Here is a 21,250-nt window from a genome sequence, read left to right as displayed (position 1 = left end):
CGTCAGAGTTTGCCGGTCAGGCTGTAAAGCGGCTCGAGCACCCATTCGTACAAGCGCCTGCGTTCCTGCAGGATGTCCGCCTGCAACGTCATGCCGGCCTGCAACGGTTGCTGCGCGCCGTACGCGGTGACGTGCTGCGCGTCGAGCGCGACGATCACGCGGTAGAAAGTCGCGTCGCGCCCCTCTCCGGGCGTCGCCGCCGGGCCACCGTCGTTCGCGAGTTCGGCCGCCGACAGCGCCGTGCGCGCGATCGACACGACCGTGGCCCCGTACTGGCCGAATTTCTGATAGGGAAACGCCTGATAGCGGACCAGCACCGGCTCGCCGACCCGCACGAAGCCGATCGCCGTGCTCGGCACGAACAGGTGCGCCTGCCAGCGCGCGCCGCCCGGCACGACACTCGCGAGCGGCCGCGACGTATCGACCGACTGGCCGACGTCGGCGATCGCGGCCGTGACGATGCCCGCCTCCGGCGCGGTGACGACGATCCGGCGCTTCGCCTCGCTTTCGATCAGGTTCTGGTCGACGTCGATCACGTTTCGGTCGATCTGCGCGAGCTGGTTCTGCTGCTTGAAGCCGAGCCCCGACAGTTCGTTGCTCGCCTCGGTAAGCGACTGGAGCGTCGATGCACGGTCGCGCAGCAACCCGTTCAGCTTCGACTGCTGGTCGAGCAGATCGGCCTCGCGCTGCTGCGCCTGGTCCTTCGAGATGTAATCCTGCGCGAGCAGGCCGCGATAGCGCGTTGCGCCATCGGCCGCGATCGAGGTACGCAGCCGCTGGGCCGCGAGCTGGTCGTCGATTTGCGCGAGCGTGCCCTTCAGGTTCCCGATCTTCGCGCGCAGCGTGTCGCGCTCGTCCTGCTGCAGGCTGCGGGTCTTGTCCATTTCCGCGAGCAGTGACGCCTTGCGCTGCCGCGCCTGCGCGATCAATGCGGCCTGCGTCGCGCCTTGCGCGGCGCTTTGCAAGTCGGTCGATACCGTATAGAGCGTCTGTCCGCGCGTCACGCGCTGCCCTTCCTTCACGTCGCGCTCGACGACGATGCCCGGCTGCAATGCATAGACCTTGACCAGCCCCGCATCCGGCATCACCACGCCGGAGACCGTCGTGCGCCGCGTATACGTACCGAACGCGAAGAACAGCACCACGCAGGTGGCCATGACCATCGCGACGACCGTCAGCAGCGTCATGGACAGCGGGTGCACCAGCACGATGTCGCCCAGCACCCGCATGCGCCGAGCCTGTGCCGCTTCAGAACGAAAGAGACCGAACTCCATTTTCACCAACGTGTCGCCAAACAACATGTCGCCCAATATCGGTATCGGCGTCCATTCCGCTTCCACGCGTCGGAACAGGCAAAAGCGATCCGGTATACAAAGAAGACCCGTGCATACCGGATCGTCAGTTCCATCATCGGGAGACGCGGCGGCTACCGCGTCGCCTCAATGCAGGCAACTCAGTACTGCGGGCCGCCGAAAAGGCCGTCCAGCAGGTTCACCGCGGCGGTCGTGATCGTCTCGCCGATGTTGTATGCCTGCTTGACCGGTGCGGCGAAGATGCCGAACGTCAGCGCATTGCCGATGCTCTCCGCGGTGCTGCCGCCCCATTCGATGATGTTGCCCAACGCGGACGGGATGCCCGGGCCGCTGTAGTAGCCGCCGGAAACTTGTGCGATTTGCTGTTGATTCAGTTCTTGCATTGCATTTCTCCAGTTTCAAAATGCTAGATAATCCATCTAGCGGGGCATCGAACAACGCCGCAATTGCGGCGCAGATCAACACGTTAAATACATTTAAACTTTTAACGACTCGGCGCATCCATCGCTCGAGCAAAATCAAACCAATGCATTCAATCCTGCTCAAAAAGCGCATAAAACCCCGTCGACCGAGATGAATTGATCGGCCTTTCGACGTCGGCCATTCAGCGGCGATATGCGAGCAGTCATCGCCTCGGCGGGCGTCCCACTGAAAGACGCCGGGCAATGGACGTGCAAGTGCTTCCGCGCATGGATGTCGCGGTGCCCGCATGCCACGGAGTACGAAATTTCAACGAGAACGACTGCCCGATCGAGCCCGCGCCCGATAATAATTGCGTGCTAAATGCCGTTCATCTAATCAACTAAACGTCGTTGATTGGATGATCGACATCAGATTTCACCTCTGAGATTTTTACAGCGCCGAATCCGACGAACCAATGATCGGTCACTTTTCGGACTCCCTTTGTACGATACCGCACCATCGGGCAAACCCGATATTTTGAGGATATTTACTTATTTTTATTATCGATTCCAGGCATGCGTGCCGCGATTGAATGCCCCCAGTTGATTCTGGAAAGGTCATGTCTTCACGGTAGATCCGGTCCCCTTGACTGGTCGGAGGTCGCCGTCGCCCGACTCGGATGGATGCGCCGTCAGATGCCAAACGACGTCGTACGTTTTCACCGGATTTCAAACAGCAGGCCGCGTGTCTGGTGCTCGACCAGGGCTATGGCCATATGGAGACGAGTCGCTCGGTGGGCGTCGGCGAGACGGTACTGAGCCGCTGGGTGCGCCAGCTTCAAATGGAGCGTCAGGGCGTCACGCCGCAGGGCAAGGCAATCACGCCGGATCGGCAACGCATTCCGGAACTCGAGATCTGGACGCTATTGCGTGCGCGGGAGATGCCGTCCTCCGCTTACGCATTCGCCACGTCCCTGCTCTGGTTTCCGCCTTTGATCTCCGGAGAACGAGAATCTGCACCACACCCGATCAGTTTGATTTGCGAGAAACCGGGCGGTGTCGACACCCGCGATCGCCACACCCGTTCGCCCCGACGCATCAACCCAGATGTCACGTGTTACTCCCGCATCCCCTCCAGATCGCGGATCAACTCGCTCGCCGAGATTTCGTCGAGCGTCGACAGCGCATCGGGCTCGCGAATGCTGCCCCAGTTCGACGGCGAACCGGCCTGCAACGCGTCGAGCCCGGGAGAAACCGCATCGGGCTCGCGTGGCGCAACGCGGTGGCGTCGGCCAGGCTGGAATCCGGATGATGTCCGGGGGGCGCTACCCGAGGGGAAAGCGGAATCAGGCAACCCGGGTTACCCGATTCGACAAGGGGAAGTCATTGAACACACGAGCACCCGGCCGTCGTGAAGTGATTCAGGTCACGACGGACATAGGTGCCCGAGCCCGGTCGCGCCGCGAGGCGACTTGAACCGACGACGCGACAGACTCTACATCGACACAGTGACCACCAACCGCACGCTTTCGGTCATCGCCGCGGTCCCCCGGTTGGCCCTCGTCGACCACATCCCGCACGAATCCTCGCCGGCATCGCGCCGGCGGCATCCCGTGTCGCCGATCCGGATCAAACCGCGATACGTGCCAGGCGGCTGCGGATGATCTCCGTCGCCTCGCTCACGATGCGCTCGACGAGTTCCTTCACGGTCGGGATATCGCGGATCAGGCCGACGACCAGCCCGCACGACCACGCGCCCGCATCGAGCGCGCCCTCCTTCATGATGCGCGGATACACGCCGGCGACTTCTTCGGCGATATCGTCGAACCGGATGCCGTCGCCGAGCCTGCTTTCCTTTTCGAGAATGCGATCGACCGCGGCATTGCGCAGCACGCGCTCGGTATTGCGCAACGGGCGCATGACCAGGCGTGTATCCAGTTCGGAGGCCGCGACCAGCGCCTGCTTCACGTTCTCGTGCACCGGCGCCTCGCGGGTGGCGACGAAGCGCGTTCCCATGTTGACGCCGTCCGCGCCGAGCGAAAGTGCCGCAACCAGCGACCGGCCGTCCGCCATGCCGCCGGAGGCCACGAACGGAATCCTGAGTTCCTCGGCGGCGCGTGGCAGCAGAATGAAGTTCGGAATGTCGTCCTCGCCCGGATGGCCGCCGCACTCGAATCCGTCGACGCTGACCGCATCGCAGCCGATGGACTCGGCCTTCAGCGCGTGGCGAATCGACGTGCACTTGTGGATCACCTTGATATCCGCTTCCTTGAGCGCGGCCAGGTAGGGCTGCGGGTTGTTGCCGGCCGTTTCGACCACCTTGACCCCGCCTTCGACGATGGCCCGGATATAGCCGGGATAGTCGGGGGACGTGACGGTCGGCAGGAACGTGAGGTTCACGCCGAACGGCTTGTCGGTCATTTCGCGGCAACGCCGGATTTCAGCGGCCAGATCGGCCGGCGAGCGCTGGGTCAGGCCGGTGATGATGCCGAGTCCACCGGCGTTGGAGACTGCTGCGGCCAGCTCCGCGTACCCGACATGGTGCATGCCGCCCTGGATGATCGGATAGTCGATGCCGAAGAGTTCGGTGATCCTGGTTTTCATGATGTTTGCGGTTCAGGTTGAGACGAAAGCGCCTTCGCATGCAGGGCACGCTGCGGCCCCGACGCGCGTCACTGCGCGACTGAATCGGCGGTGCGAAGCCGACGGAAATCCACGCTGCCGGGCAACGGAGGCGCCTGGCGGTACCCGGGGGCGGCCACATTGGCCTTCTCGCGACCCGGACGGCACACGATGCCGCCTCCCCCGCGCTGCCGGCCGCATGGCGATTCTGTCGCTGCCCGCCAACCGGCGCCAGGTTGACACGACCAGTTTCCTCGCGGGCCGAACTGCCGTACATTGGCGAAACTGACACATCGAATGCGAGATCCGACACATCATGCCCCGCGCCGCCATTCTTGCGTATGACGATTGCTACGCGTCCAGCCTGGGCGGGTTCGCCGACATCCTGCAGATCGCGAACGCGCACTGGCGGCGGCAAAGGGGCGATGGCAATGCGCAGTTCGAATGGCGGTTCGTTTCTCCGACGGGGAAGCCGGTCATGGCGAGCAACGGCTTGCAACTGAACACGGAGCCGATCCGGCCGCGCGAGAAGTTCGACCTGGTTTTCATTCCCAGCGCGCATTACGCAAGCGGCAAGGCCTTCGACCGGTTGCTGGCACGACAGTCGGCCGCATGCGACTGGCTGGTTTCGCAATGGAACGCGGGGGCCTACCTTGCGGCGAACTGCACCGGCACGTTCGTCCTGGCCAGAACCGGCCTCCTGGACGAACGGCCCGCGACGACCACATGGTGGTTGGCCGATCAGTTCCGCAGCCGGTTTCCCCGCGTCGACCTTCAGCTGGAACCCGTCGTCACCGAAGCCGACCGCCTGATCTGTGCCGGGGCATCGGCGTCCTACCTGCTGCAGACCATCCATGTCATCGAGCGCTTCTGCGGCGCGGCCATCGCCGCGCAGTGCGCGAAGACGATGCTGATCGACGTCAGCCAGACGAAGCAGTTGCCGTATCTCCCGTTGCTGGCAGACAAGGAACACGCCGACTCGCTGGTTCACCGCGCGCAGTATTGGCTGCAGAAGCACATGACGAAGGACGTGAAGATGTCGGAGATGGCGCATGAGCTCGGCGTCAGCGAGCGCACGATCATCCGCCGATTCCGCGCAGCGCTGAATCAGCCGCCATTGCGGTATTTGCAGAACCTGCGCATCGAAGCCGCGCGCGGCTTGCTGGAGGCCGGCGATCTCAGCCTCGAGCGGATTACGGCCCAGGTGGGATACAGCGATACCAGCTCGTTCTGCCGACTGTTCAAGGACAAGGTCGGCCTCAGCCCCGGCGCATACCGCGATCGCTTTCGCCCCACGGGGGAATCGTAGACAACCCGACGTGAGCGCCCCGGCAAGATTCGCGACCCGTTCGGTTACGATCGGCCGATCGGGCCCACGATCGAAGCGGTCGAGCACGATGAAATGCAGCGGCGTCATACGGCGCTGCTGCCCGGCGATCAGCAGAAAACCTGAACCGCGCGCCGCGTGCGCCGGTCGATCACCCCGACATTCGCGATGCACTATCACCCCGACGACATCTACCGGCTCTACCGGAGCGTACCGACGCTGCTGCTGAACCGCCCGGCGCCGGCCGAACGGTTCCTGGCCGCTGCTGTCGAGACCGGCGCCGAACTCGGCCATGTGCTGCGCGACTACCCGCAGGTCCGCTACCAGCCGCTCGACTTCCACTACCTGTGCCAGCAAAGCCTGTCCGTGCTGGACGACACGCTGCTGGCCGACCTCACGGCCGACATGAACGCTGGATGGCGCGGCGCGCACTGGGCCGCGCTGTTGATCGCGTTATCGGGCGATGCGCGCCATCTGCCGCACCTCGACGAAGTCAGGCGCCACCGCGGCGTCGAGTGGGCAGCCGAGCTTGCGGAAGCCGCGTGCGGCCCCGACGCCGGGTCGTCGGCATTCCGTGGCTGCCGGTCGATCGTGCGCCTGCGCGATCAGCTTGCCGCGTTGCCGCGCGTCGCGGTCCGCTTGCGGCCCTGGCTCTCACCGGAAGCACTCGAAGCCAGGGCGGTCGCCGTTCGTGCCGCGTATCGCGGCGGTGGCATCGAAGCTGCGCTGCAGGTTGCCCGCCGCTAGGCTCCCCGTCGGCCATCGCCCGACGGACGATCACGCGATGGTCAACTGAATCACCCGACTTCCCGTCGAACCCTCGAACGCATCGCAAACCCGGCGACGGGTTTCCCGCCGAACCGCCCCCTCCCCGCCTTCGTCCCGCCGCGATTCCACGCGATTTCGCAGAGGACCTTTCCTGTGCAACGCCTTAATCGACCGCCGCGCGATCTCCAATAATGGCCGCTCGATCCGCCGGCCACCGCGCCGGTAAATTGATAAAAAACTTCTTTGCATTCCTACAAGATGAATAAACACGCCAGCAGGCGACTCGCGGGGACCGCCATTGCCACTTGCCTGACCGCCTTCGCGTCGGACGGCGCACACGCGCAGAGCAGCGTGACGCTGTACGGCCTGATCGACACGTCGATCACCTACGCGACCAACCAGCGCACGCACGGCGCCGGCTCGCCGGGCAGCAGCACCGTCGCGATGACGAGCGGCGCCCTGAACGCGTCGCGCTGGGGGTTGCGCGGCCGCGAGGATCTCGGCGGCGGGATGGCCGCGATCTTCGGGCTCGAGAACGGTTTCTCGGGCACCACCGGCGCGCTGTCGCAGAAAGGCGTCGACATGTTCGGCCGCCAGGCATGGGTCGGCGTGAGCTCGAAGACGGCCGGCGAGCTCACGTTCGGCCGCCAGTACGACCTGATCCTCGATTTCGTGACGCCGCTCGGCGCGTCCGGCCCCGGCTGGGGCGGCAACCTCGCGGTTCATCCGTACGACAACGACGATTCGAACCGCAACCTCCGCATCAACCAGGCGGTGAAGTACACGAGCCCGACGTATCGCGGGCTGAGGTTCGGCGCGATGTACGGCTTCTCGAACACGGCCGGCCAGTTCGCCAACAACGCGGCATGGAGCGCGGGCGTGTCGTACGCGAACGGGCCGCTGAAGCTCGGCGCCGGCTACCTGAAGATCAGCCGCGACCGCAATGCGCCGAACCCGAACGGTGCGCTCAGCACGGTCGACGGCTCGGCGACGATCACGGGCGGCAACCAGCAGATCTGGGCCGCGGCCGGCCGTTATGCGTTCGGGCCGCATTCGGTCGGCGCCGCGTGGTCGCACTCGACCACCGACGGCGTGGCGGGCGTGCTCCAGGGCAGCGGCATCACGCCGTTGAAGGGGGAATCGCTGGTGTTCGACAACTTCTCGGTCGACGGGCGCTTCGCCGTCACGCGTGCGTTGAGCCTCTCGGCCGCGTACACGTACACGATGGGCCGCTTCGACACGCGCACCGGCCAGACGCGGCCGAAATGGAACCAGGTCGTCGCGCAAGCCGACTATGCGCTGTCGAAGCGCACGGACGCGTATCTCGAGGGGGTCTACCAGAGCGTGAGCGGCGGCAACGGCAACCCCGCGTTCAACGCGACCGTCTGGACGCTGACGCCGTCGGCGAACAGCAACCAGGTCGTCGTCGCACTGGGGCTGCGGCACAAGTTCTGAAGACGAAGCACGGCGTCGCCACGCCGTCCGCGCAGGGCATGCGTTCGGCACCGCTCGATCGTCATGCTCCGAGCCGCAAAGACCGTGCCCGTGCGCGGCCTTTGCGCAACGGCAGCGCGCCGCGTGACGGCACGAATGCCGCCCGGTCTGTCGCGCCGACGCAAAAAAATGCGGAGAAACTGGTCACGCTGTGACATTTTTCCTAATCTGTTTGCAGCGACGCCGAAATTTGGCGTTCCGGCCGCAACACTCTTTCATATGGCGCACCACCGGCTTACGAACGCGATTCACGTCGTAGATGCCGGATCTTTCGCGCCGTTCGGCCGGATACGGGCGTGCCGATCGCACGCCCCACGCGTTCAATGCAGTCAACCGCTGGAGACGAACGATGAGCAAAACGAACCGATTTGCGGTCCTGACAACCGTCGTACTGCTGGCCGGTTGCCACCATGCGGCCAAGACACCCGAGAATGCCGGCATGGAGCCCGCGCCCTCGAGCGAAGCCGTCGCAACGGTGACGGCCGACGAGCTCAACAATCCGAACAGCCCGCTCGCGAAGCGCAGCATCTACTTCGATTTCGACCAGTACTCCGTCAAGCCCGAATACCAGTCGCTGCTGCAGGCACACGCCGACTACCTGCGCAGCCATCCGGCGCGGCACGTGCTGATCCAGGGCAACACCGACGAACGCGGCACGTCCGAATACAACCTCGCGCTCGGCCAACGCCGTTCGCAGGCCGTGCTGAGCGCGCTCGAAACGCTCGGTGTGCAAGCCACGCAACTCGAGGCGGTCAGCCTCGGCAAGGAAAAGCCGGTCGCGCTCGGCCACGACGAGGATTCCTGGGCACAGAACCGCCGCGCGGATCTCGTCTACCGTTGATCCCGGGCCGCCGTGACGGCGGCATTCGCTTCAGGAACGGCATGGCAGCCCGCTGGTCGCGCAAGCGCACCGCGCGGGGCCGCCCCTGCCCGCCGTATGCACGCGATCGACGCGAAGGCGACCGATCGCGCAACGCTTCGTGCTCAACGCCGGCGATCGAGCCGGCGATGCAGCCAGTGCGACATCACGGCCGACGTCACGATCGCATCGAGCGTGGCGATCGCGTCGATGTCGCTGAACTGGTCGATTTTCATCAGGTAACCCTCGAGTTCGACGAAACCGATCATCGCGCCGGCGCCGACGACCATCCCCAGCAGCACGAACCAGCGCCGCCGCAGCCGCGTGCCGATTGCGCCCATGATGCCGCCGGTCACGGCCGCCGGCAGGAAATAGCCGAACAGGAACGACGCAAAGAAGATCAGCGGAACCATGCCGGCGCTGACTTTCAGTTCCTCCCACGACGGGCCGTCGATCAACGACCACCCGACCAGCATCACGGCCGGCCAGACGAGCGATGCGACCAGCGGGCCGCCGACGGCAAACGACACGCAACCGAGCACGGCGGGACGAAACGGACGCGACGACGGACGTTCAGCGGCGGCACTCATGTTTTTCGTGGTCGGAACCGGAATGGCGGCGTGCCGCAGTGTATCAACACGCCGTGCGATGACACCGATCCGCCCCCCTCGCATTCGACGATCCGCAAAAGGCATGGAATAAACGGCCCGCCCGAAACGTTTCTTCAGCGCGCAGACGCACGGTTCATGCGAACCGGCCTTTCCCGCGGCCTGCGCGTCGCAAGGAGGTGGAAATGAGATCCGCAACGTTGGCCGCGGCGCTGGTCGCGGCGCTGGTGCTCGTGCTGTCGGCAGGCTGTACGTCGGGTGGCGGCGCGCCGCAAGGGCCGGGCATGAGCCGGTACGGCGGCAGTGGCGCGGGAGGTACGGGCGGTGGCGGAGGAGGCAGCGGCTACTGAAGAACCGCCGCGAGCAGTCGGGCGACGCGTCGCGCACGAGCACCGGAAACCGGCTGAATCGCGCGCGACGCCCCGCCCGGCGGCACGACTTAACGCATGGCCTTCACGTCGGCCGGCGTGACGCTCGCGCTCTGGCCGCCCCACGTCGCACGCAGGTAGTTCGCGAGCTGCGCGAGTTCGTCGTCGCTCAGCGTGTGCGCGAAACCGGGCATCGGCTGCAGGTTCTCGAACCCGGCGAACTTCTGCTCGCCGATGCCGTCGAGCATCGCGACCAGCAGGTTGCGCGGGTCGCCCTGGCGCACCGTCGAATTGCCGTTCATCGGCACCGCCACGTGCGGCTTGCCTTCGCCGTTGAAGCCGTGACACCCCGCGCAGACCGCGAGATACACCGAGCGGCCGGCCGCGAACTGCGCGGCGTCGGCTGACACCGGCTTCACCGGTTGCGGCGCGGGCGGCGTATCGCCCAGCAGGTACACGGACAGCGCACGCAGGTCGTCCTTCGTCATGTACTGCGTGCTCAGGTGCACGACCGGGTACATCTCGCCGAATGCCGAGCCTTGCGGCGCGATGCCGACGCCGAAGAACGTCTGCAGGTCGGCGCCCGTCCAGCCGCGCGCGGCAAGGCCGGCCGGCGTGATGTCGGGCGCGGCCACGCGGCCGAGCGCCGCGCCCGCGAACGGCTTCGCGCTGTCGAGCTGGCCCGTGAACGCGCGCGGCGTGTGGCATTCCGCGCAGTGGCCGAGCGCACCCGCCAGATAGCGGCCGCGCTGCCAGTCGGCAGACTGGCCGGTCGATGCATCGGGCAGGCTGTCCTTCAGGAACACCATGTCCCAGAAGACCATCCCGAAACGCAGGTTGTACGGGAACTTCAGCTCGTGCTCGCGGTTTTCCTGCGCGACCGGCCTGACGGTCTTCAGGTACGCGTACATCGCGTCGGAATCGGCACGCGTGAGCTGCCGGTACGACGTGTACGGCATCGACGGATACAGGCGCTTGCCCGGCGCCTTGCCGTCATGCAGCGCGGCGTAGAAATCGTCCGCGCTCCAGTTGCCGATCCCGTGATCCTTGTCCGGCGTGATGTTCGAGCCGTAGAACGTGCCGAACGGCGATTCGAGGGGCGCGCCGCCGGCGAACGGCGCGCCGTCCTTCGCGGTGTGGCAGGCCGCGCAGTCGGCGGCCTTGACGAGATAGCGGCCGCGCGCGACCGGGTCGGCACCGGGCGCGCCGGAAGCGGCGTTCGAGGCCGGTGCGTCGTGGCCGCCGCATGCGGCGAGCAGCAGCGCGCAAGCCGCCGCGAGCACGGGGAGGCCCGCGGCCCGCGCGACACGATGAGCGAATGTGCGTTTCATGCGGCGTCCTTCACGAGTCCCGGCGTCGTCAGCACCACGTCCTTGACGGCTTCGTAGTAGCGGACATAGCCCGTGCAGCGGCAGAGGTGCGCATCGAGCGCCTCGGTGATCGTGCGCTCGACGTCGGCCTTCGCAACCGGCTCGCGCTTCAGGCGTTCGATCAGCACCGTCGCCGCGTTGACGAAACCCGGCGTGCAATAGCCGCACTGGAAGCTGAAGTGCTCGAGGAACTTCTGCTGGATCGGCGACAGCTCGACCACTTCGCCGGCTTCGTTGCGCTTCGCGTGGCCTTCGATCGTGCGGATCGTGCGGCCGTGGAAGAAATGCGCGCCGGTGATGCAGGTGCGCATTTCCTCGCTCGTGCCGTCCGGCTTGTCGACGATCACGACGCACGCGTGGCAGATGCCCTGCCCGCAGCCGAGCCGCGACCCGGTGAGGCCCGCGTATTCGTGCAGGAACTCGATCATCATCAGCCCTTCCGGCACCTGCATCGGGCCGACGGACTTGCCGTTGATGTTGATCGACAGCGGTTTCGACTGGAACCGGACGAGCGGACGCTCGACGGCGGCCGGTGCCGATGCCGGCACAGCCGGGGCAGGGGCCGGTGCCGGTGCCGAAGCCGGTACTGCCGAAGCCGGTACGGCCGAAGCCTGGGCCGGTGCGGAAGCGCCGGTCGCAGCGGCGCTGGCGCTCGCGGCCGAAGCCGCGGTTTGGGCGGTCGTCATGCGAGCACCTCCTGAATCTTTTGCGGGGTCACCGGCAGGTCGGTGAAACGATGGCCGATCGCGTGCGCGATGCCGTTCACGATCGCGCCGACGACGGGGATCATCACCACTTCGGCGACGCCCTTCGGCGGATCGGTCTCGGACAGCGGCGGCAGCACGTCGCCCGTCTGCGTCCAGACGGCGACGTCGGACGCGCGCGGCAGCTGGTAACGGTTGAAGTTCCACGTGCCGTTGCCGGGGCCGTCTTCATACAGCGGCAGGTATTCGTGCAACGCGTGGCCGATACCCATCGCGAGACCGCCCTGCAACTGGCCCGACACGAGCTGCGGCGAAATCTGGTTGCCGCATTCCATGATCGAGTGATGCGTGAGCAGCTCGACCTTGCCGGTCGCTTCGTGCACGGCCAGCTCGACCAGCGTGCCGACCGCCGTGTAGTACGTGACGGCCGCGTTGTTGCGGCTCGTCGGCGGGATGAACACGCGCTTGCGGTCCAGCACGCGGTAGCCGTTCGCGGTCGGCGCCAGCGTGCCGCGCATCGCGGTCGCGCCGGCAGGCGCGGCGGTGCCGGGCACCGGGCCGTTGTCGCCCGTCTTCGGTGCGCCGACGCGCAGCGACAGCCCGTCGATCGGCAAACGATCGACCACGCCGCCCACTTCGAACTCGGCGTCGGTCCACTGCCAGCGGTTGAACACATGCACGACGGCGCCGGTCGGCAGGCCGAGCGCATGCGCCTGCTTCGCGAGCTGTTCGAACGACAGCGGCTCGAGGCCGTCGGCGGTCAGCTTGCCGTCGACCCAGCGCGCGTCCTCGATGCGGATCGTGTACGGCGCGGCCTGGCCGCCGCCGAGGCCGCGCGTCCAGATCGACATCGCCGCCGGCCACAGGCCGTAGCGGAACACCGCGCGCGCGGCTTCGCGCGTGCTGTGCGTGAAGTAGTACGCGGAGTTCGTCGCGCTCGACGGCGACGCATAGCTCGGCGACCAGCGCGGGTTCGCGCTCAGGCGATCCTGGTCGGCCTGCGACATGATGTACGGATCGCCGCTGGTCTCGACCGGCAGGTCCGGCCATTCGGTCACGGCGACCTGCACGTCCGTCGCCGGACGGCCGAGCCACTTCACGACGGCCACAGCCTGCGACGTCGACATCCCGGTGCCGATCTCGGCAGCCGTGTGGCGCAGCGACACCTTGCCGTTCTCGTCGAATTCGACCTTCGCGAACGACGCTTCCGCGCCCGTGCCGAAGTCCTTCTGCACGCACGCGAAGCCGACGCCGTAGCGCTTGCCCGGGTTCGCCGCCTCGTATTCGGCCTTGCGCGCGGCGCGGCGCGTCCACAGCGGATGCTGCTTCGAGCGCTCGAGCACCTCGTCGACGCGCAGCGCGCCGGCGGGAATCGCCCCTTGCGTGTTCTTCATCCCCGAACGCAGCGCGTTGCGCAGGCGGAAATCGATCGGGTCGATGTTCAGCTGCGCGGCGATCTCGTCGACCGCCATCTCGGTCGCCGCCATGCTCTGCAGCGTGCCGTAGCCGCGCGCGGAACCGGCATCGATCGCGCGCGATGCAATCGCCACGGCCGCGAGGTCGCTCTTCGGGAAGTAGTAGATCGATTGCGCGGCCGTCGCGCCGACCATCGCGACCGACGGCGAGAAGTTCGAGCGCCCGCCGCCGTTCGCCTCGAAGTCGCCCTTGAACGACTGCAGCAGGCCGGTGTTGCGGTCCACCGCGATCCGGTAATGCATCTTGAACGCGTGACGCTTCAGCGACGTCTGGAACTGTTCGTAGCGGTCGTTCGCGAAACGCACCGGGCGGCCGTCCGCGTACAGCGCGCAGACGAGGCCGTAGAACGGCACGTTGAAGTGATCCTTCGAGCCGTAGCCGACCGTGTAGCACGGGTGCACGAACAGCTTCTTCACCGGGAAGCGGCACTTCGCGACCATCGCGGCCGCGTTCTCCGCCACCTCGAGCGGCGACTGGGTCGGCACGACGAGGTGCAGCGACTGCGTCGCGGCGTCGTACCAGCAGTTCGCGTTGTCCGGTTCGAGCGCGGCGGTGTCGACCGACTGCGTGTTGTACTCGCGGTCGAACACGAGCCAGTCGGCCGACGGATGGTCGAGCTCGTCGGCAATCTGCCCGGCCAGGAACATGCCCTGCTCGTCGAGCTTGCCGTGCTCCTTGCCGTCCGGCCACACCGGCAGGTGCTTGCGCATCATGCTCGGAAAGATCGGCGCGTCCTTCAGGCTCGAATAGACATCGTCGTCGTAGGCCGTCTTGCCGCCCACGCGCACGTAGCGGAAGGTGCCCCACGGATCGCGCTCGAGCGGGCCCGTGACCGCGCCGTAGCGGATCACGTCGTCGCGGAACTTGAGCGCGTTCTTCGCGAAGCGGAAGCGCGCGAAGTCGTGGTAGATGAGGATCGCGACCGCATGGCCGAGATACGCGGGCGTCTTGCCGGCGGGCAGCAGCATGTCGTCGCCGTAGAACGCCGGAAACGCGACGCCGTCGCGCACGAGATCGTCGGCCGTAACCACGCGGTCCGGTTTCAGTTCGTCGCCCAGCAGCGAAAGGTCGAAGCCTTCGTACGTGCGGTCGGCCTGCGTGACGCGCAGGATCAGCGCATGAGACTGCTGCTGCGGCCAGTGCGGCATGTCGGCTGCGCGCACGTCACGGGCGAACACTTTCGAGCCCGTGACCTTCGCGATGCCGTCGATGCGGAATTGGGGGATGCCGGTGACGCTATCCCATTTGACGGGGGTGAGGAGTTTTTCTTCGAAGAGCGCCGCGAACGCGCGGCTGCCCAGGGGCGCGACATACACCGCGACGCCCGCCAGCACGCTGGCTTTCAGAAAACCCCGCCGTGACAGGCCGTGGTTTTTCATTGGGGGGAACCTCCTGATACGGCTCGGACGGCGATCGGATGTCGCGACGTTCGGAGCGGCGCGCATTCTGGCATTGTTTTTGATATATCGCCTATAGTATTTCCCGCATGAAATACTTATTGAATTTCTTATAACGGTGTTCAGCCGGGCTGCGACAGCCGGTCGCGGGTGGCGATCCGGTCGCATCGACTGCCCGCTTGCGGCGGTTTCGTTCGTGTCGACCGCGCCCGGCGGATACGCGCCTGTCTCCTGTCGATCGCCGAGCCTCGTTCGGTTCGCGACGATGCTGCCCCGGCGCCGGCGAATGCGCAAGACTTTCGTGGGCGTGGTTTCACGACCGGTGGCCGACGCGGCACGCGGGTCCGCCGGGTGACCCGCGCCGCCCGTATTTCATGGTAATGTCGTGCGCATCCGGCTTGGCCGGGCTTCCGCCACGTGCCGTGCGGGTGCCGCCAGCCATCGCGATATCAAGCGACATCGTGTCGAGGTCAAAAACCATGGCAGTCAGGGCATCTCTCCTGCACTCCGTTCTCGCCACTCCCCCCTCCGGCAACCACCGTGTGACGGCCGCGCTGCGCCCGTCGATGCTCGTTACCCTGTTCGAGGACGTCCGACCGATGGCGCTCTCCGGGCTCGCGAGCGGCTTCGTCGCGGCCGTCGCGCTGATCCGGCTGCAGCAGCTCTGGTGCCTCGCGTGGCTGATCGTCGACGTCGGCCTGCTCATCGCGCGGCTCTCGATCGTGCGTGCGTACACGGTTCAACGCGACGGCGGCGACGACCGCGCCGAATACTGGGCGATGCGCTATGCGCCCGTGTCGCTCGTCGCGTGCTTCGTGCTCGGTCTCGGCGTGATGGGCTGCGTGCAGGCCGTCGACGTCGAGCTCGGCACGCTGTCGGTGATGGTCGCGGGCGGCGTGTTCGGCGGGATCGCGTCGCGCAATTCGGCGCTACCCCGGCTCGCGATGTCGCAAGTCACGGTCGGCGTGCTGCCGATCGGCATCGGCGCGTTGCTGGCCCACCGGCCGGGGGCATGGCTGCTGCTGCCGCCGCTCGTGATCTACCTCGCCGCGATGCGAACGGTCGTCCAGCGTCACTATCGCGTGCTCGTCGCGCTGATTGCCGCGCGCCAGCGCAACGCCGAACTCGTCGCGCGCTTCGACGCCGCGCTCACCTACATGCCGCACGGCCTGTGCATGATCGACGGCGAGCGCCGCGTGATCGTCGCGAACCGGCGTACCGCGCAACTGTTCGGCTCGCCGCGCCAGATCATGCTCGAAACGCCGCTGCCCGCCGTCGTCGCGGCGCTCGGCGCGAACGACGCGATCGATCCCGGCGGCGCCCGTCTCGCCGCGCAGTGCGAGATCTGGCTGACCTGCGACGAACCCGCGCCGCTCGACCTGGTGCTCGCCGATGGCCGCCAGCTCGAACTGACGCGCCATCTCGTGCCGGACGGCAACGCGGTGATCATCGTCGAGGACGTCACCGCGCGCCGCCAGACCGAACAGCACATCCGGCATCTCGCGCGGCACGATGCACTGACGGGTCTGCCGAACCGCCACGAGCTGCATGCGGAACTCAAGCGGATGCTCGCGAGCCGGCCACACACGCCGGATTCCGGGCTCGCCGTCATGTATCTCGACCTCGACGGCTTCAAGGCGATCAACGACCGGTTCGGCCACCAGGCCGGCGACGACGTGCTGACGCAGGTCGCCGAGCGGCTCGGCAAGACGCTGCCGCCCGGCGAGCTGGCCGCGCGCATCGGCGGCGACGAATTCGTCGTCGCGATCGACGACGTGACGATGCACGCGTGCTCGCTCCTCGCCGCGCGCATCATCCGGCAGATCTCGGCGCCGTACACGCTGTCGATCGGCGAGACCGTGATCCTGGGGATCAGCATCGGCATCGCACTCGACGACGGGCACGGCTCCCCCGACGAACTGATCCGGCAGGCCGACAGCGCGCTGTACGACGCGAAATCGGCCGGCAAGGGCATCTACCGCTTCTATTCGAGCGGCAGCAGCCGGGTCACCCCGGCCACCGCGAGCTGACCCGGCCGCGCAGCCCTCTTTCTCCCGCGTCGACGCCTCCCGGCGATTCAATTCCGAAACGCTTTACGTGACCGCACGTGGCGTCGCGCGCTCGCGTGTCACGTGACGTGTTCCGTAACATCGGCGCCCGCCACCCGTCACGTTGGCTGCAGAAGCCTGCACGATCGAGGCAGCGCAGGGCTTTTCGAACCTGGCACTCTTATTGCTCCCTGTCAGGGAAACAGGTGGTCAGGGAGACCCAACATGAATACCGTCGAAGTCCTCAGCCGCAGCGAAACCATCGACGAACTGGATGTGATCGACGGCGCGTCACTGATCCGCCGGCTCGTTTCCGAGCGCCGCATGCCGGCCGCACGCGAAGCCCGATGCGTCGACAATCCGCCGCTGACGCTGTACGGCGCGTTTCGCCAGGGCATCGCCGATCACGCCGCGCGCCGCGCGAATCCGTATCGCGCCGGCAGCCGTTTCTGGGCACTGTGGGAAGAAGGACGTCTCGAAGCTGAAACATCGGGCCGGTAAGCCGGCCTTGCACGCCGGCCCCGTCGCGGCAAGGGCCGGCGCGAAACACCAGGCCCGAATGCGGCCGGCCGGCATGCCGGCATGCGTTCACCGCCGCAACATCGCACCGGGTTCCGCGTATCGGCTTTGCAACTCACCCGCATGCCTCCATGCGCTTGCCGGCTGATGGCGTTCGGCGCTGCTCGCGCCGGGCGCGGCGCGCAGCGGTCGTTTCCCGATAAGATGGCAGATTCCGTTCATCGAACGATGCCGCCATGACCGCCTCCTCCTCACACCGCAATCCCATCCACTGCGAAATCGATCTCGACGCACAAGGCAAGCACGCGGGCTACCTGCGGCTGCCGCATTCCGTACACCGCTCGGCGTACGGCTGGCTGCCGATCCCGATCGCGTCGATTCGCAACGGCGACGGCCCGGTCGCGCTCGTGATGGCCGGCAACCACGGCGACGAGTACGAAGGCCAGATCATCGTGTCGCAACTGATGCGCGAGATCGAGCCCGGGATGGTCAGCGGGCAGCTGATCCTGCTGCCGATGGCGAATTTCCCGGCGGCGGACGCGGGCCTGCGCGTGTCGCCGCTCGACCAGGGCAACCTGAACCGCAGCTTCCCCGGCGACCCGGCCGGCACGCCGACGCAGATGATCGCCCACTACATCGAGCATGTCCTGCTGGCGCGCTCGCAGTATCTGGTCGACCTGCACTCGGGCGGCAGCTCGCTGCTGTACCAGGGCGGCAACATGCTCGCGATCGACCCGCTCGACGCCGACGAAGCCGCGAAGCTCAACGGGCTGCTGGTCGCGTTCGGGTTGCAGAACGCGCTGCTGCACGCGCCGAATCCCGTGCACTCGGCCTCGGCCGCGCGCCGCCAGGGCGCGATCTCGATCGTGACCGAACTCGGCGGTGCCGGCATGGCCGACCCGTCGCTGATCCGGCTCGGTCGCCACGGGCTGCTGCACTACCTCGGTTACATCGGCCTGCTGCGCGGCGCGCTCGTGCCCGACGCGCCGCCCACCGTCACGCGCTTCATGCGTGTCGACGGCGATCGCCACTTCGTCTATGCGTACGAGCGCGGGCTGTACGAACCGCTCGTCGAACTCGGCGACCAGGTGAAGGCCGGGCAGCCGGCCGCGTGGGTGCACTTCCCCGATACGCCGCTGCGCGAGCCGGTGCTGCACCGCTTCAAGGGCGACGGCGAAGTGGTGTGCAAGCGCGTGCCCGCGCAGGTGCAGCGCGGCGATTGCCTGTTCCAGCTGGCGGAATTGTCGGCCCCGCCGAGCATCGGCCAGACGGCCTAAAACCGGATCCATCTCCTTTCCATGCGGTCTGCCAGTCATGGCGGACGGCATGCGCTCACCATTAACCAACTTGACAAATTAACTTACTTGGTTAATATCGCGAATGGAAAAGAGAAGGCCTCATTGCAAGCTGACCCTCGTCAAGGCGCTGGTCGAATCCGGCCAGGTCCGGTTGACCGCGAGCGCGGTACTCGGCGCGCGGCAGCTGGGTTTCACGGAACGGGAGGCGCTCGATGTCGTGATGTCGCTGACCGACCTCGACTTCCACAAGAGCATGACGACGTACGCCGACCACACGATCTGGCAGGACGTCTACCGGCCGTTGACGGTGCGTGGCGACGTGTACCTGAAACTGACGGTGATCGACGATGTGCTGATCGTGTCTTTCAAGGAGCGATGAAAATGAAATGTCCTGCATGCGGTGCCGCGAAGCTGGTCCACGACACGCGCGACATCCCTTATACCTACAAGGGCCGGTCGACCGTCGTCCGCGCTGTCACCGGCGAGTTCTGCCCGGCCTGCGGGGAATCGGTACTGGATCTCGACGAAGCGACCCGTCTCGGCGAAGCGATCAGCGAGTTCAACAAGCAGGTGAACGCCACCATCGTCGACCCGAATTACATCGCGAAGGTGCGCAAGAAGCTGAAGCTCGACCAGCGCGAGGCGGCCGAGCTTTTCGGCGGCGGCGTCAATGCGTTCTCCCGTTACGAAACAGGCAAGACGAATCCGCCGCTTGCCCTCGTGAAACTGCTGAAGATCCTCGATCGTCACCCCGATCTGCTCGCCGAAGTCCGGGCCGCATAGGCGCTCGCATGTCGGCATCGCGCAGGCGCGTGCATCGGCTTCGATGCATGCGCATGCACCGCGTCATCGCCACCCCACTCCCGCTGCGAGCCTTCTGACGTCCGCCGCGAAATCCTTATCGAAATTGCTTCGTTCGCCTTTGCCGGTCGCGCCGCTAACGTGTTCAAAACGGCGGCGGCCCGCCATCTGCATCCCAGCAGGACACGCACCGGCCGCCGCCATCACGACAACCGCGTCGCGATAACGGAACAGACCGGACGGGCCGCGTGCCCGCACCCCGCCAGGAACGTCCGCATCGCGCGCCCTTCGCGATGCCCATGGCCACGACCGACCGCATCATCGACACGACGCCGCTCGACGTCCGCGCGCAACCGCTGATCGACGCACTGATCGACGAGTATTCGACCCGTTACAACGCGTATCGCCCCGACAGCCACGCGTCCGCACGCGAGGAGCTCGCGCGTTATCCGGCCGAACTGTTCGCGCCGCCCGAAGGCGCTTTCGTGCTGCTGCTGCGCGACGGCGAGACGATCGGCGGCGGCGCGTTCAAGCGCTACGACGCGCAGACCGCCGAGCTCAAACGCATCTGGACCCGCGCGGACCTGCGCCGTCAGGGCCTCGCACGCATCATCGTGGAGGCACTCGAACTGCGCGCCGCGCAGCAGGGCTATCGCCGCATCTACCTGACTACCGGTTTTCGCCAGCCCGAAGCATGGGCGCTGTACGACCGCACCGGCTATACGCGGCTGTTCGATTCGTCGATCGCCCCCGAGGTGCATTACCACCTGCGGTTCGGCAAGGATCTCGCCGATCCGTCGCGCACGTCGACGCTGGCCGACCTGTGGGCGCCCGTGCCCGAACCGGCGCTGCCGCGCTGACCGCCGCCGCGCCCTCGCCTTCCTCCGATTACCGCTTGCCACCACAGGACGCTTTCATGCAACGAGCCGTACCGTTCTCTTCCCGTGCCGCGCGCACGCTGGCCACCGCGTTGATTGGCCTGACCGCGTTCGCCGCGGCCGCGGCCGCGGCCGCCGCCACGTTCGACTTGAGCCCCGAACAGCGCGGGCGCCCGCGCGGCGTGGCCGATGCGGCAGTCGAGCGCGCGGTGCCCGCGTCGTTCAAGTTCGCCGAACCCGGCACGCTGACGATCGGCATCGCACCGAGCCTGCCGCCGATCAGTTCGTATGCAACCGATGCTCGCACGGTGATCGGCTTCGACGCCGACGTCGGCCAGCTCGTGTCCGACAGCCTCGGCCGCAAGCTGAAGATCGTCGCGCTCGCGTGGGCCGACTGGCCGCTCGCGCTCGAATCCGGAAAAGTCGACGCGGTGATCTCGAACGTCACCGTCACCGAGGAACGCAAGCAGAAGTTCGATTTCTCGACCTACCGCAAGGATCAGGTCGGCTTCTACGTGCGCAACGACAGCAAGATCCAGGCGATCCGCGAGCCGAAGGACGTCGCGGGGCTGCGTGTCGTGACCGACGCCGGCACCAACCAGGAAAAGATCCTGCTCGCGTGGGACCGCGAGAACGTCGCGCACGGGCTGAAACCCGTGCAGATCCAGTACTACGACGACCAGGCGATGCGCATCGTCGCCGTGCAGTCGGGCCGTGCCGATGCCGTGTTCAGCGTGAACTCGGTGCTCGCGTACCAGAGCGCGCAGCAAGGCAAGACGCGGCTCGTCGGCGCAATCAGCGGCGGCTGGCCGCGCACGGCCGACATCGCGATCGCGACGCGCCGCGGCAGCGGGCTCGCCGATCCGCTGACCGTCGCGCTGAACGGGTTGATCAGGAACGGCCGCTACCAGCAGGTGCTCGACCGCTGGAACCTCGCGTCCGAGGCGATCGACCAGTCGCGCACGAATCCGCCCGGGCTGCCGAAGAGCTGAGCGCCAC

Annotated in this window: 19 protein-coding genes and 2 pseudogenes; 14 read left to right on the top strand and 7 right to left on the bottom strand. The window is 66.7% G+C overall.

Annotated elements, in window-relative coordinates; translation table 11 throughout:
- Positions 1-2: 2 nt before the first annotated feature.
- Together E9536_RS08160 and E9536_RS08155 are read right to left on the bottom strand one after the other, a co-directional pair.
- On the bottom strand, positions 3-1,274 hold the full coding sequence (locus tag E9536_RS08160) for an HlyD family efflux transporter periplasmic adaptor subunit (protein ID WP_059697765.1): 1,272 nt from the start codon (positions 1,272-1,274) through the stop codon (positions 3-5).
- A 179-nt stretch (positions 1,275-1,453) separates the two neighbouring features.
- Entirely contained in the window at positions 1,454-1,696 is a 243-nt protein-coding gene (locus tag E9536_RS08155; protein WP_059522764.1) for a hypothetical protein, read from the bottom strand.
- 698 nt (positions 1,697-2,394) lie between these two features.
- On the opposite strand from E9536_RS08155, the pseudogene E9536_RS41800 reads away from it, so the two are divergent.
- Positions 2,395-2,628 (top strand): annotated as a pseudogene (locus E9536_RS41800) (transposase); the annotation flags it as partial.
- 715 nt (positions 2,629-3,343) lie between these two features.
- Here E9536_RS41800 and E9536_RS08145 read toward each other — a convergent pair.
- Positions 3,344-4,318, bottom strand: coding sequence for a nitronate monooxygenase family protein (locus tag E9536_RS08145; protein WP_136469671.1), 975 nt, complete (start codon positions 4,316-4,318; stop codon positions 3,344-3,346).
- 334 nt (positions 4,319-4,652) lie between these two features.
- Here E9536_RS08145 and E9536_RS08140 point away from each other — a divergent pair, with 334 nt between their 5' ends.
- The 5 genes and pseudogenes from E9536_RS08140 (at position 4,653) to pal (ending at position 8,766) form a co-directional block, all read left to right on the top strand.
- Positions 4,653-5,645: a helix-turn-helix domain-containing protein gene (locus tag E9536_RS08140; protein WP_027791629.1), complete on the top strand. Its 993-nt coding sequence runs from the start codon at positions 4,653-4,655 to the stop codon at positions 5,643-5,645.
- A 12-nt stretch (positions 5,646-5,657) separates the two neighbouring features.
- Positions 5,658-5,789, top strand: a pseudogene (locus E9536_RS42050) (VOC family protein); the annotation flags it as partial.
- A 42-nt stretch (positions 5,790-5,831) separates the two neighbouring features.
- Entirely contained in the window at positions 5,832-6,410 is a 579-nt protein-coding gene (locus E9536_RS08130; protein ID WP_136469670.1) for a hypothetical protein, read from the top strand.
- 279 nt (positions 6,411-6,689) lie between these two features.
- Entirely contained in the window at positions 6,690-7,886 is a 1,197-nt protein-coding gene (locus tag E9536_RS08125; RefSeq protein ID WP_136469669.1) for a porin, read from the top strand.
- Positions 7,887-8,274: 388 nt separating this feature from the next.
- Complete coding sequence (gene pal, locus E9536_RS08115) at positions 8,275-8,766, top strand: peptidoglycan-associated lipoprotein Pal (RefSeq protein WP_027791632.1); 492 nt, start codon at positions 8,275-8,277, stop codon at positions 8,764-8,766.
- A gap of 143 nt (positions 8,767-8,909) precedes the next feature.
- Here pal and E9536_RS08110 read toward each other — a convergent pair whose 3' ends face one another.
- Positions 8,910-9,374: a hypothetical protein gene (locus E9536_RS08110; RefSeq protein WP_060170820.1), complete on the bottom strand. Its 465-nt coding sequence runs from the start codon at positions 9,372-9,374 to the stop codon at positions 8,910-8,912.
- A 203-nt stretch (positions 9,375-9,577) separates the two neighbouring features.
- On the opposite strand from E9536_RS08110, the gene E9536_RS41360 reads away from it, so the two are divergent.
- On the top strand, positions 9,578-9,742 hold the full coding sequence (locus E9536_RS41360) for a hypothetical protein (RefSeq protein ID WP_168799511.1): 165 nt from the start codon (positions 9,578-9,580) through the stop codon (positions 9,740-9,742).
- Between the two features lie 89 nt (positions 9,743-9,831).
- On the opposite strand, the gene E9536_RS08105 is transcribed toward E9536_RS41360, so the two are convergent.
- The 3 genes from E9536_RS08105 to E9536_RS08095 are packed head-to-tail and all read right to left on the bottom strand — an operon-like array spanning position 9,832 to position 14,689.
- The gene (locus E9536_RS08105) at positions 9,832-11,091 is read right to left on the bottom strand and encodes a cytochrome c (RefSeq protein WP_136469668.1); all 1,260 of its coding nucleotides are present in this window, start codon (positions 11,089-11,091) and stop codon (positions 9,832-9,834) included.
- Positions 11,088-11,816 carry a (2Fe-2S)-binding protein gene (locus E9536_RS08100; RefSeq protein ID WP_136469667.1) on the bottom strand — a complete coding sequence of 243 codons (729 nt, stop codon included), beginning with the start codon at positions 11,814-11,816 and terminating at the stop codon, positions 11,088-11,090. The genes E9536_RS08105 and E9536_RS08100 overlap by 4 nt, the downstream gene beginning before the upstream one ends.
- Positions 11,813-14,689 carry a molybdopterin cofactor-binding domain-containing protein gene (locus E9536_RS08095; protein ID WP_136469666.1) on the bottom strand — a complete coding sequence of 959 codons (2,877 nt, stop codon included), beginning with the start codon at positions 14,687-14,689 and terminating at the stop codon, positions 11,813-11,815. The genes E9536_RS08100 and E9536_RS08095 overlap by 4 nt, the downstream gene beginning before the upstream one ends.
- Positions 14,690-15,186: 497 nt before the next feature.
- Here E9536_RS08095 and E9536_RS08090 point away from each other — a divergent pair, with 497 nt between their 5' ends.
- The 7 genes from E9536_RS08090 (at position 15,187) to E9536_RS08060 (ending at position 21,243) form a co-directional block, all read left to right on the top strand.
- Positions 15,187-16,737 (top strand): sensor domain-containing diguanylate cyclase, encoded by a 1,551-nt coding sequence (locus E9536_RS08090; RefSeq protein ID WP_136469665.1) that lies wholly within the window; start codon positions 15,187-15,189, stop codon positions 16,735-16,737.
- A 243-nt stretch (positions 16,738-16,980) separates the two neighbouring features.
- Positions 16,981-17,256 carry a hypothetical protein gene (locus E9536_RS08085; protein WP_027791638.1) on the top strand — a complete coding sequence of 92 codons (276 nt, stop codon included), beginning with the start codon at positions 16,981-16,983 and terminating at the stop codon, positions 17,254-17,256.
- A 254-nt stretch (positions 17,257-17,510) separates the two neighbouring features.
- Positions 17,511-18,551 (top strand): succinylglutamate desuccinylase/aspartoacylase family protein, encoded by a 1,041-nt coding sequence (locus E9536_RS08080; RefSeq protein ID WP_027791639.1) that lies wholly within the window; start codon positions 17,511-17,513, stop codon positions 18,549-18,551.
- Positions 18,552-18,654: 103 nt separating this feature from the next.
- Positions 18,655-18,951 (top strand): type II toxin-antitoxin system MqsR family toxin, encoded by a 297-nt coding sequence (locus E9536_RS08075; protein ID WP_060085317.1) that lies wholly within the window; start codon positions 18,655-18,657, stop codon positions 18,949-18,951.
- 2 nt (positions 18,952-18,953) lie between these two features.
- Positions 18,954-19,355, top strand: a complete 402-nt coding sequence (locus E9536_RS08070; protein ID WP_060170811.1) for a type II toxin-antitoxin system MqsA family antitoxin — start codon at positions 18,954-18,956, stop codon at positions 19,353-19,355.
- Positions 19,356-19,672: 317 nt separating this feature from the next.
- Positions 19,673-20,233, top strand: coding sequence for a GNAT family N-acetyltransferase (locus E9536_RS08065; RefSeq protein ID WP_027791642.1), 561 nt, complete (start codon positions 19,673-19,675; stop codon positions 20,231-20,233).
- A 56-nt stretch (positions 20,234-20,289) separates the two neighbouring features.
- Positions 20,290-21,243 carry an ABC transporter substrate-binding protein gene (locus E9536_RS08060; RefSeq protein WP_136469664.1) on the top strand — a complete coding sequence of 318 codons (954 nt, stop codon included), beginning with the start codon at positions 20,290-20,292 and terminating at the stop codon, positions 21,241-21,243.
- Positions 21,244-21,250: the final 7 nt, after the last annotated feature.

Source organism: Burkholderia sp. LS-044, assembly GCF_004803625.1.
In the GTDB taxonomy this organism is placed as follows: Bacteria; Pseudomonadota; Gammaproteobacteria; order Burkholderiales; family Burkholderiaceae; genus Burkholderia; species Burkholderia cepacia.
Note: the sequence above shows the minus strand (reverse complement) of the source record. Positions and strands in the feature narration are given on the sequence as shown.

Bases quoted from the DNA above. Each gene is read 5' to 3' on its own strand.
- E9536_RS41360 (WP_168799511.1), top strand. From the start codon at position 9,578: ATGAGATCCGCAACGTTGGCCGCGGCGCTGGTCGCGGCGCTGGTGCTC.
- E9536_RS08125 (WP_136469669.1), top strand. From the start codon at position 6,690: ATGAATAAACACGCCAGCAGGCGACTCGCGGGGACCGCCATTGCCACT.
- E9536_RS08080 (WP_027791639.1), top strand. From the start codon at position 17,511: ATGACCGCCTCCTCCTCACACCGCAATCCCATCCACTGCGAAATCGAT.
- E9536_RS08060 (WP_136469664.1), top strand. From the start codon at position 20,290: ATGCAACGAGCCGTACCGTTCTCTTCCCGTGCCGCGCGCACGCTGGCC.
- E9536_RS08110 (WP_060170820.1), bottom strand. From the start codon at position 9,374: ATGAGTGCCGCCGCTGAACGTCCGTCGTCGCGTCCGTTTCGTCCCGCC.
- E9536_RS08145 (WP_136469671.1), bottom strand. From the start codon at position 4,318: ATGAAAACCAGGATCACCGAACTCTTCGGCATCGACTATCCGATCATC.
- E9536_RS08130 (WP_136469670.1), top strand. From the start codon at position 5,832: ATGCACTATCACCCCGACGACATCTACCGGCTCTACCGGAGCGTACCG.
- E9536_RS08090 (WP_136469665.1), top strand. From the start codon at position 15,187: ATGGCAGTCAGGGCATCTCTCCTGCACTCCGTTCTCGCCACTCCCCCC.
- E9536_RS08070 (WP_060170811.1), top strand. From the start codon at position 18,954: ATGAAATGTCCTGCATGCGGTGCCGCGAAGCTGGTCCACGACACGCGC.
- E9536_RS08155 (WP_059522764.1), bottom strand. From the start codon at position 1,696: ATGCAAGAACTGAATCAACAGCAAATCGCACAAGTTTCCGGCGGCTAC.
- E9536_RS08095 (WP_136469666.1), bottom strand. From the start codon at position 14,689: ATGAAAAACCACGGCCTGTCACGGCGGGGTTTTCTGAAAGCCAGCGTG.
- E9536_RS08105 (WP_136469668.1), bottom strand. From the start codon at position 11,091: ATGAAACGCACATTCGCTCATCGTGTCGCGCGGGCCGCGGGCCTCCCC.
- E9536_RS08160 (WP_059697765.1), bottom strand. From the start codon at position 1,274: ATGGAGTTCGGTCTCTTTCGTTCTGAAGCGGCACAGGCTCGGCGCATG.
- E9536_RS08140 (WP_027791629.1), top strand. From the start codon at position 4,653: ATGCCCCGCGCCGCCATTCTTGCGTATGACGATTGCTACGCGTCCAGC.
- E9536_RS08065 (WP_027791642.1), top strand. From the start codon at position 19,673: ATGGCCACGACCGACCGCATCATCGACACGACGCCGCTCGACGTCCGC.
- pal (WP_027791632.1), top strand. From the start codon at position 8,275: ATGAGCAAAACGAACCGATTTGCGGTCCTGACAACCGTCGTACTGCTG.
- E9536_RS08085 (WP_027791638.1), top strand. From the start codon at position 16,981: ATGAATACCGTCGAAGTCCTCAGCCGCAGCGAAACCATCGACGAACTG.
- E9536_RS08100 (WP_136469667.1), bottom strand. From the start codon at position 11,816: ATGACGACCGCCCAAACCGCGGCTTCGGCCGCGAGCGCCAGCGCCGCT.
- E9536_RS08075 (WP_060085317.1), top strand. From the start codon at position 18,655: ATGGAAAAGAGAAGGCCTCATTGCAAGCTGACCCTCGTCAAGGCGCTG.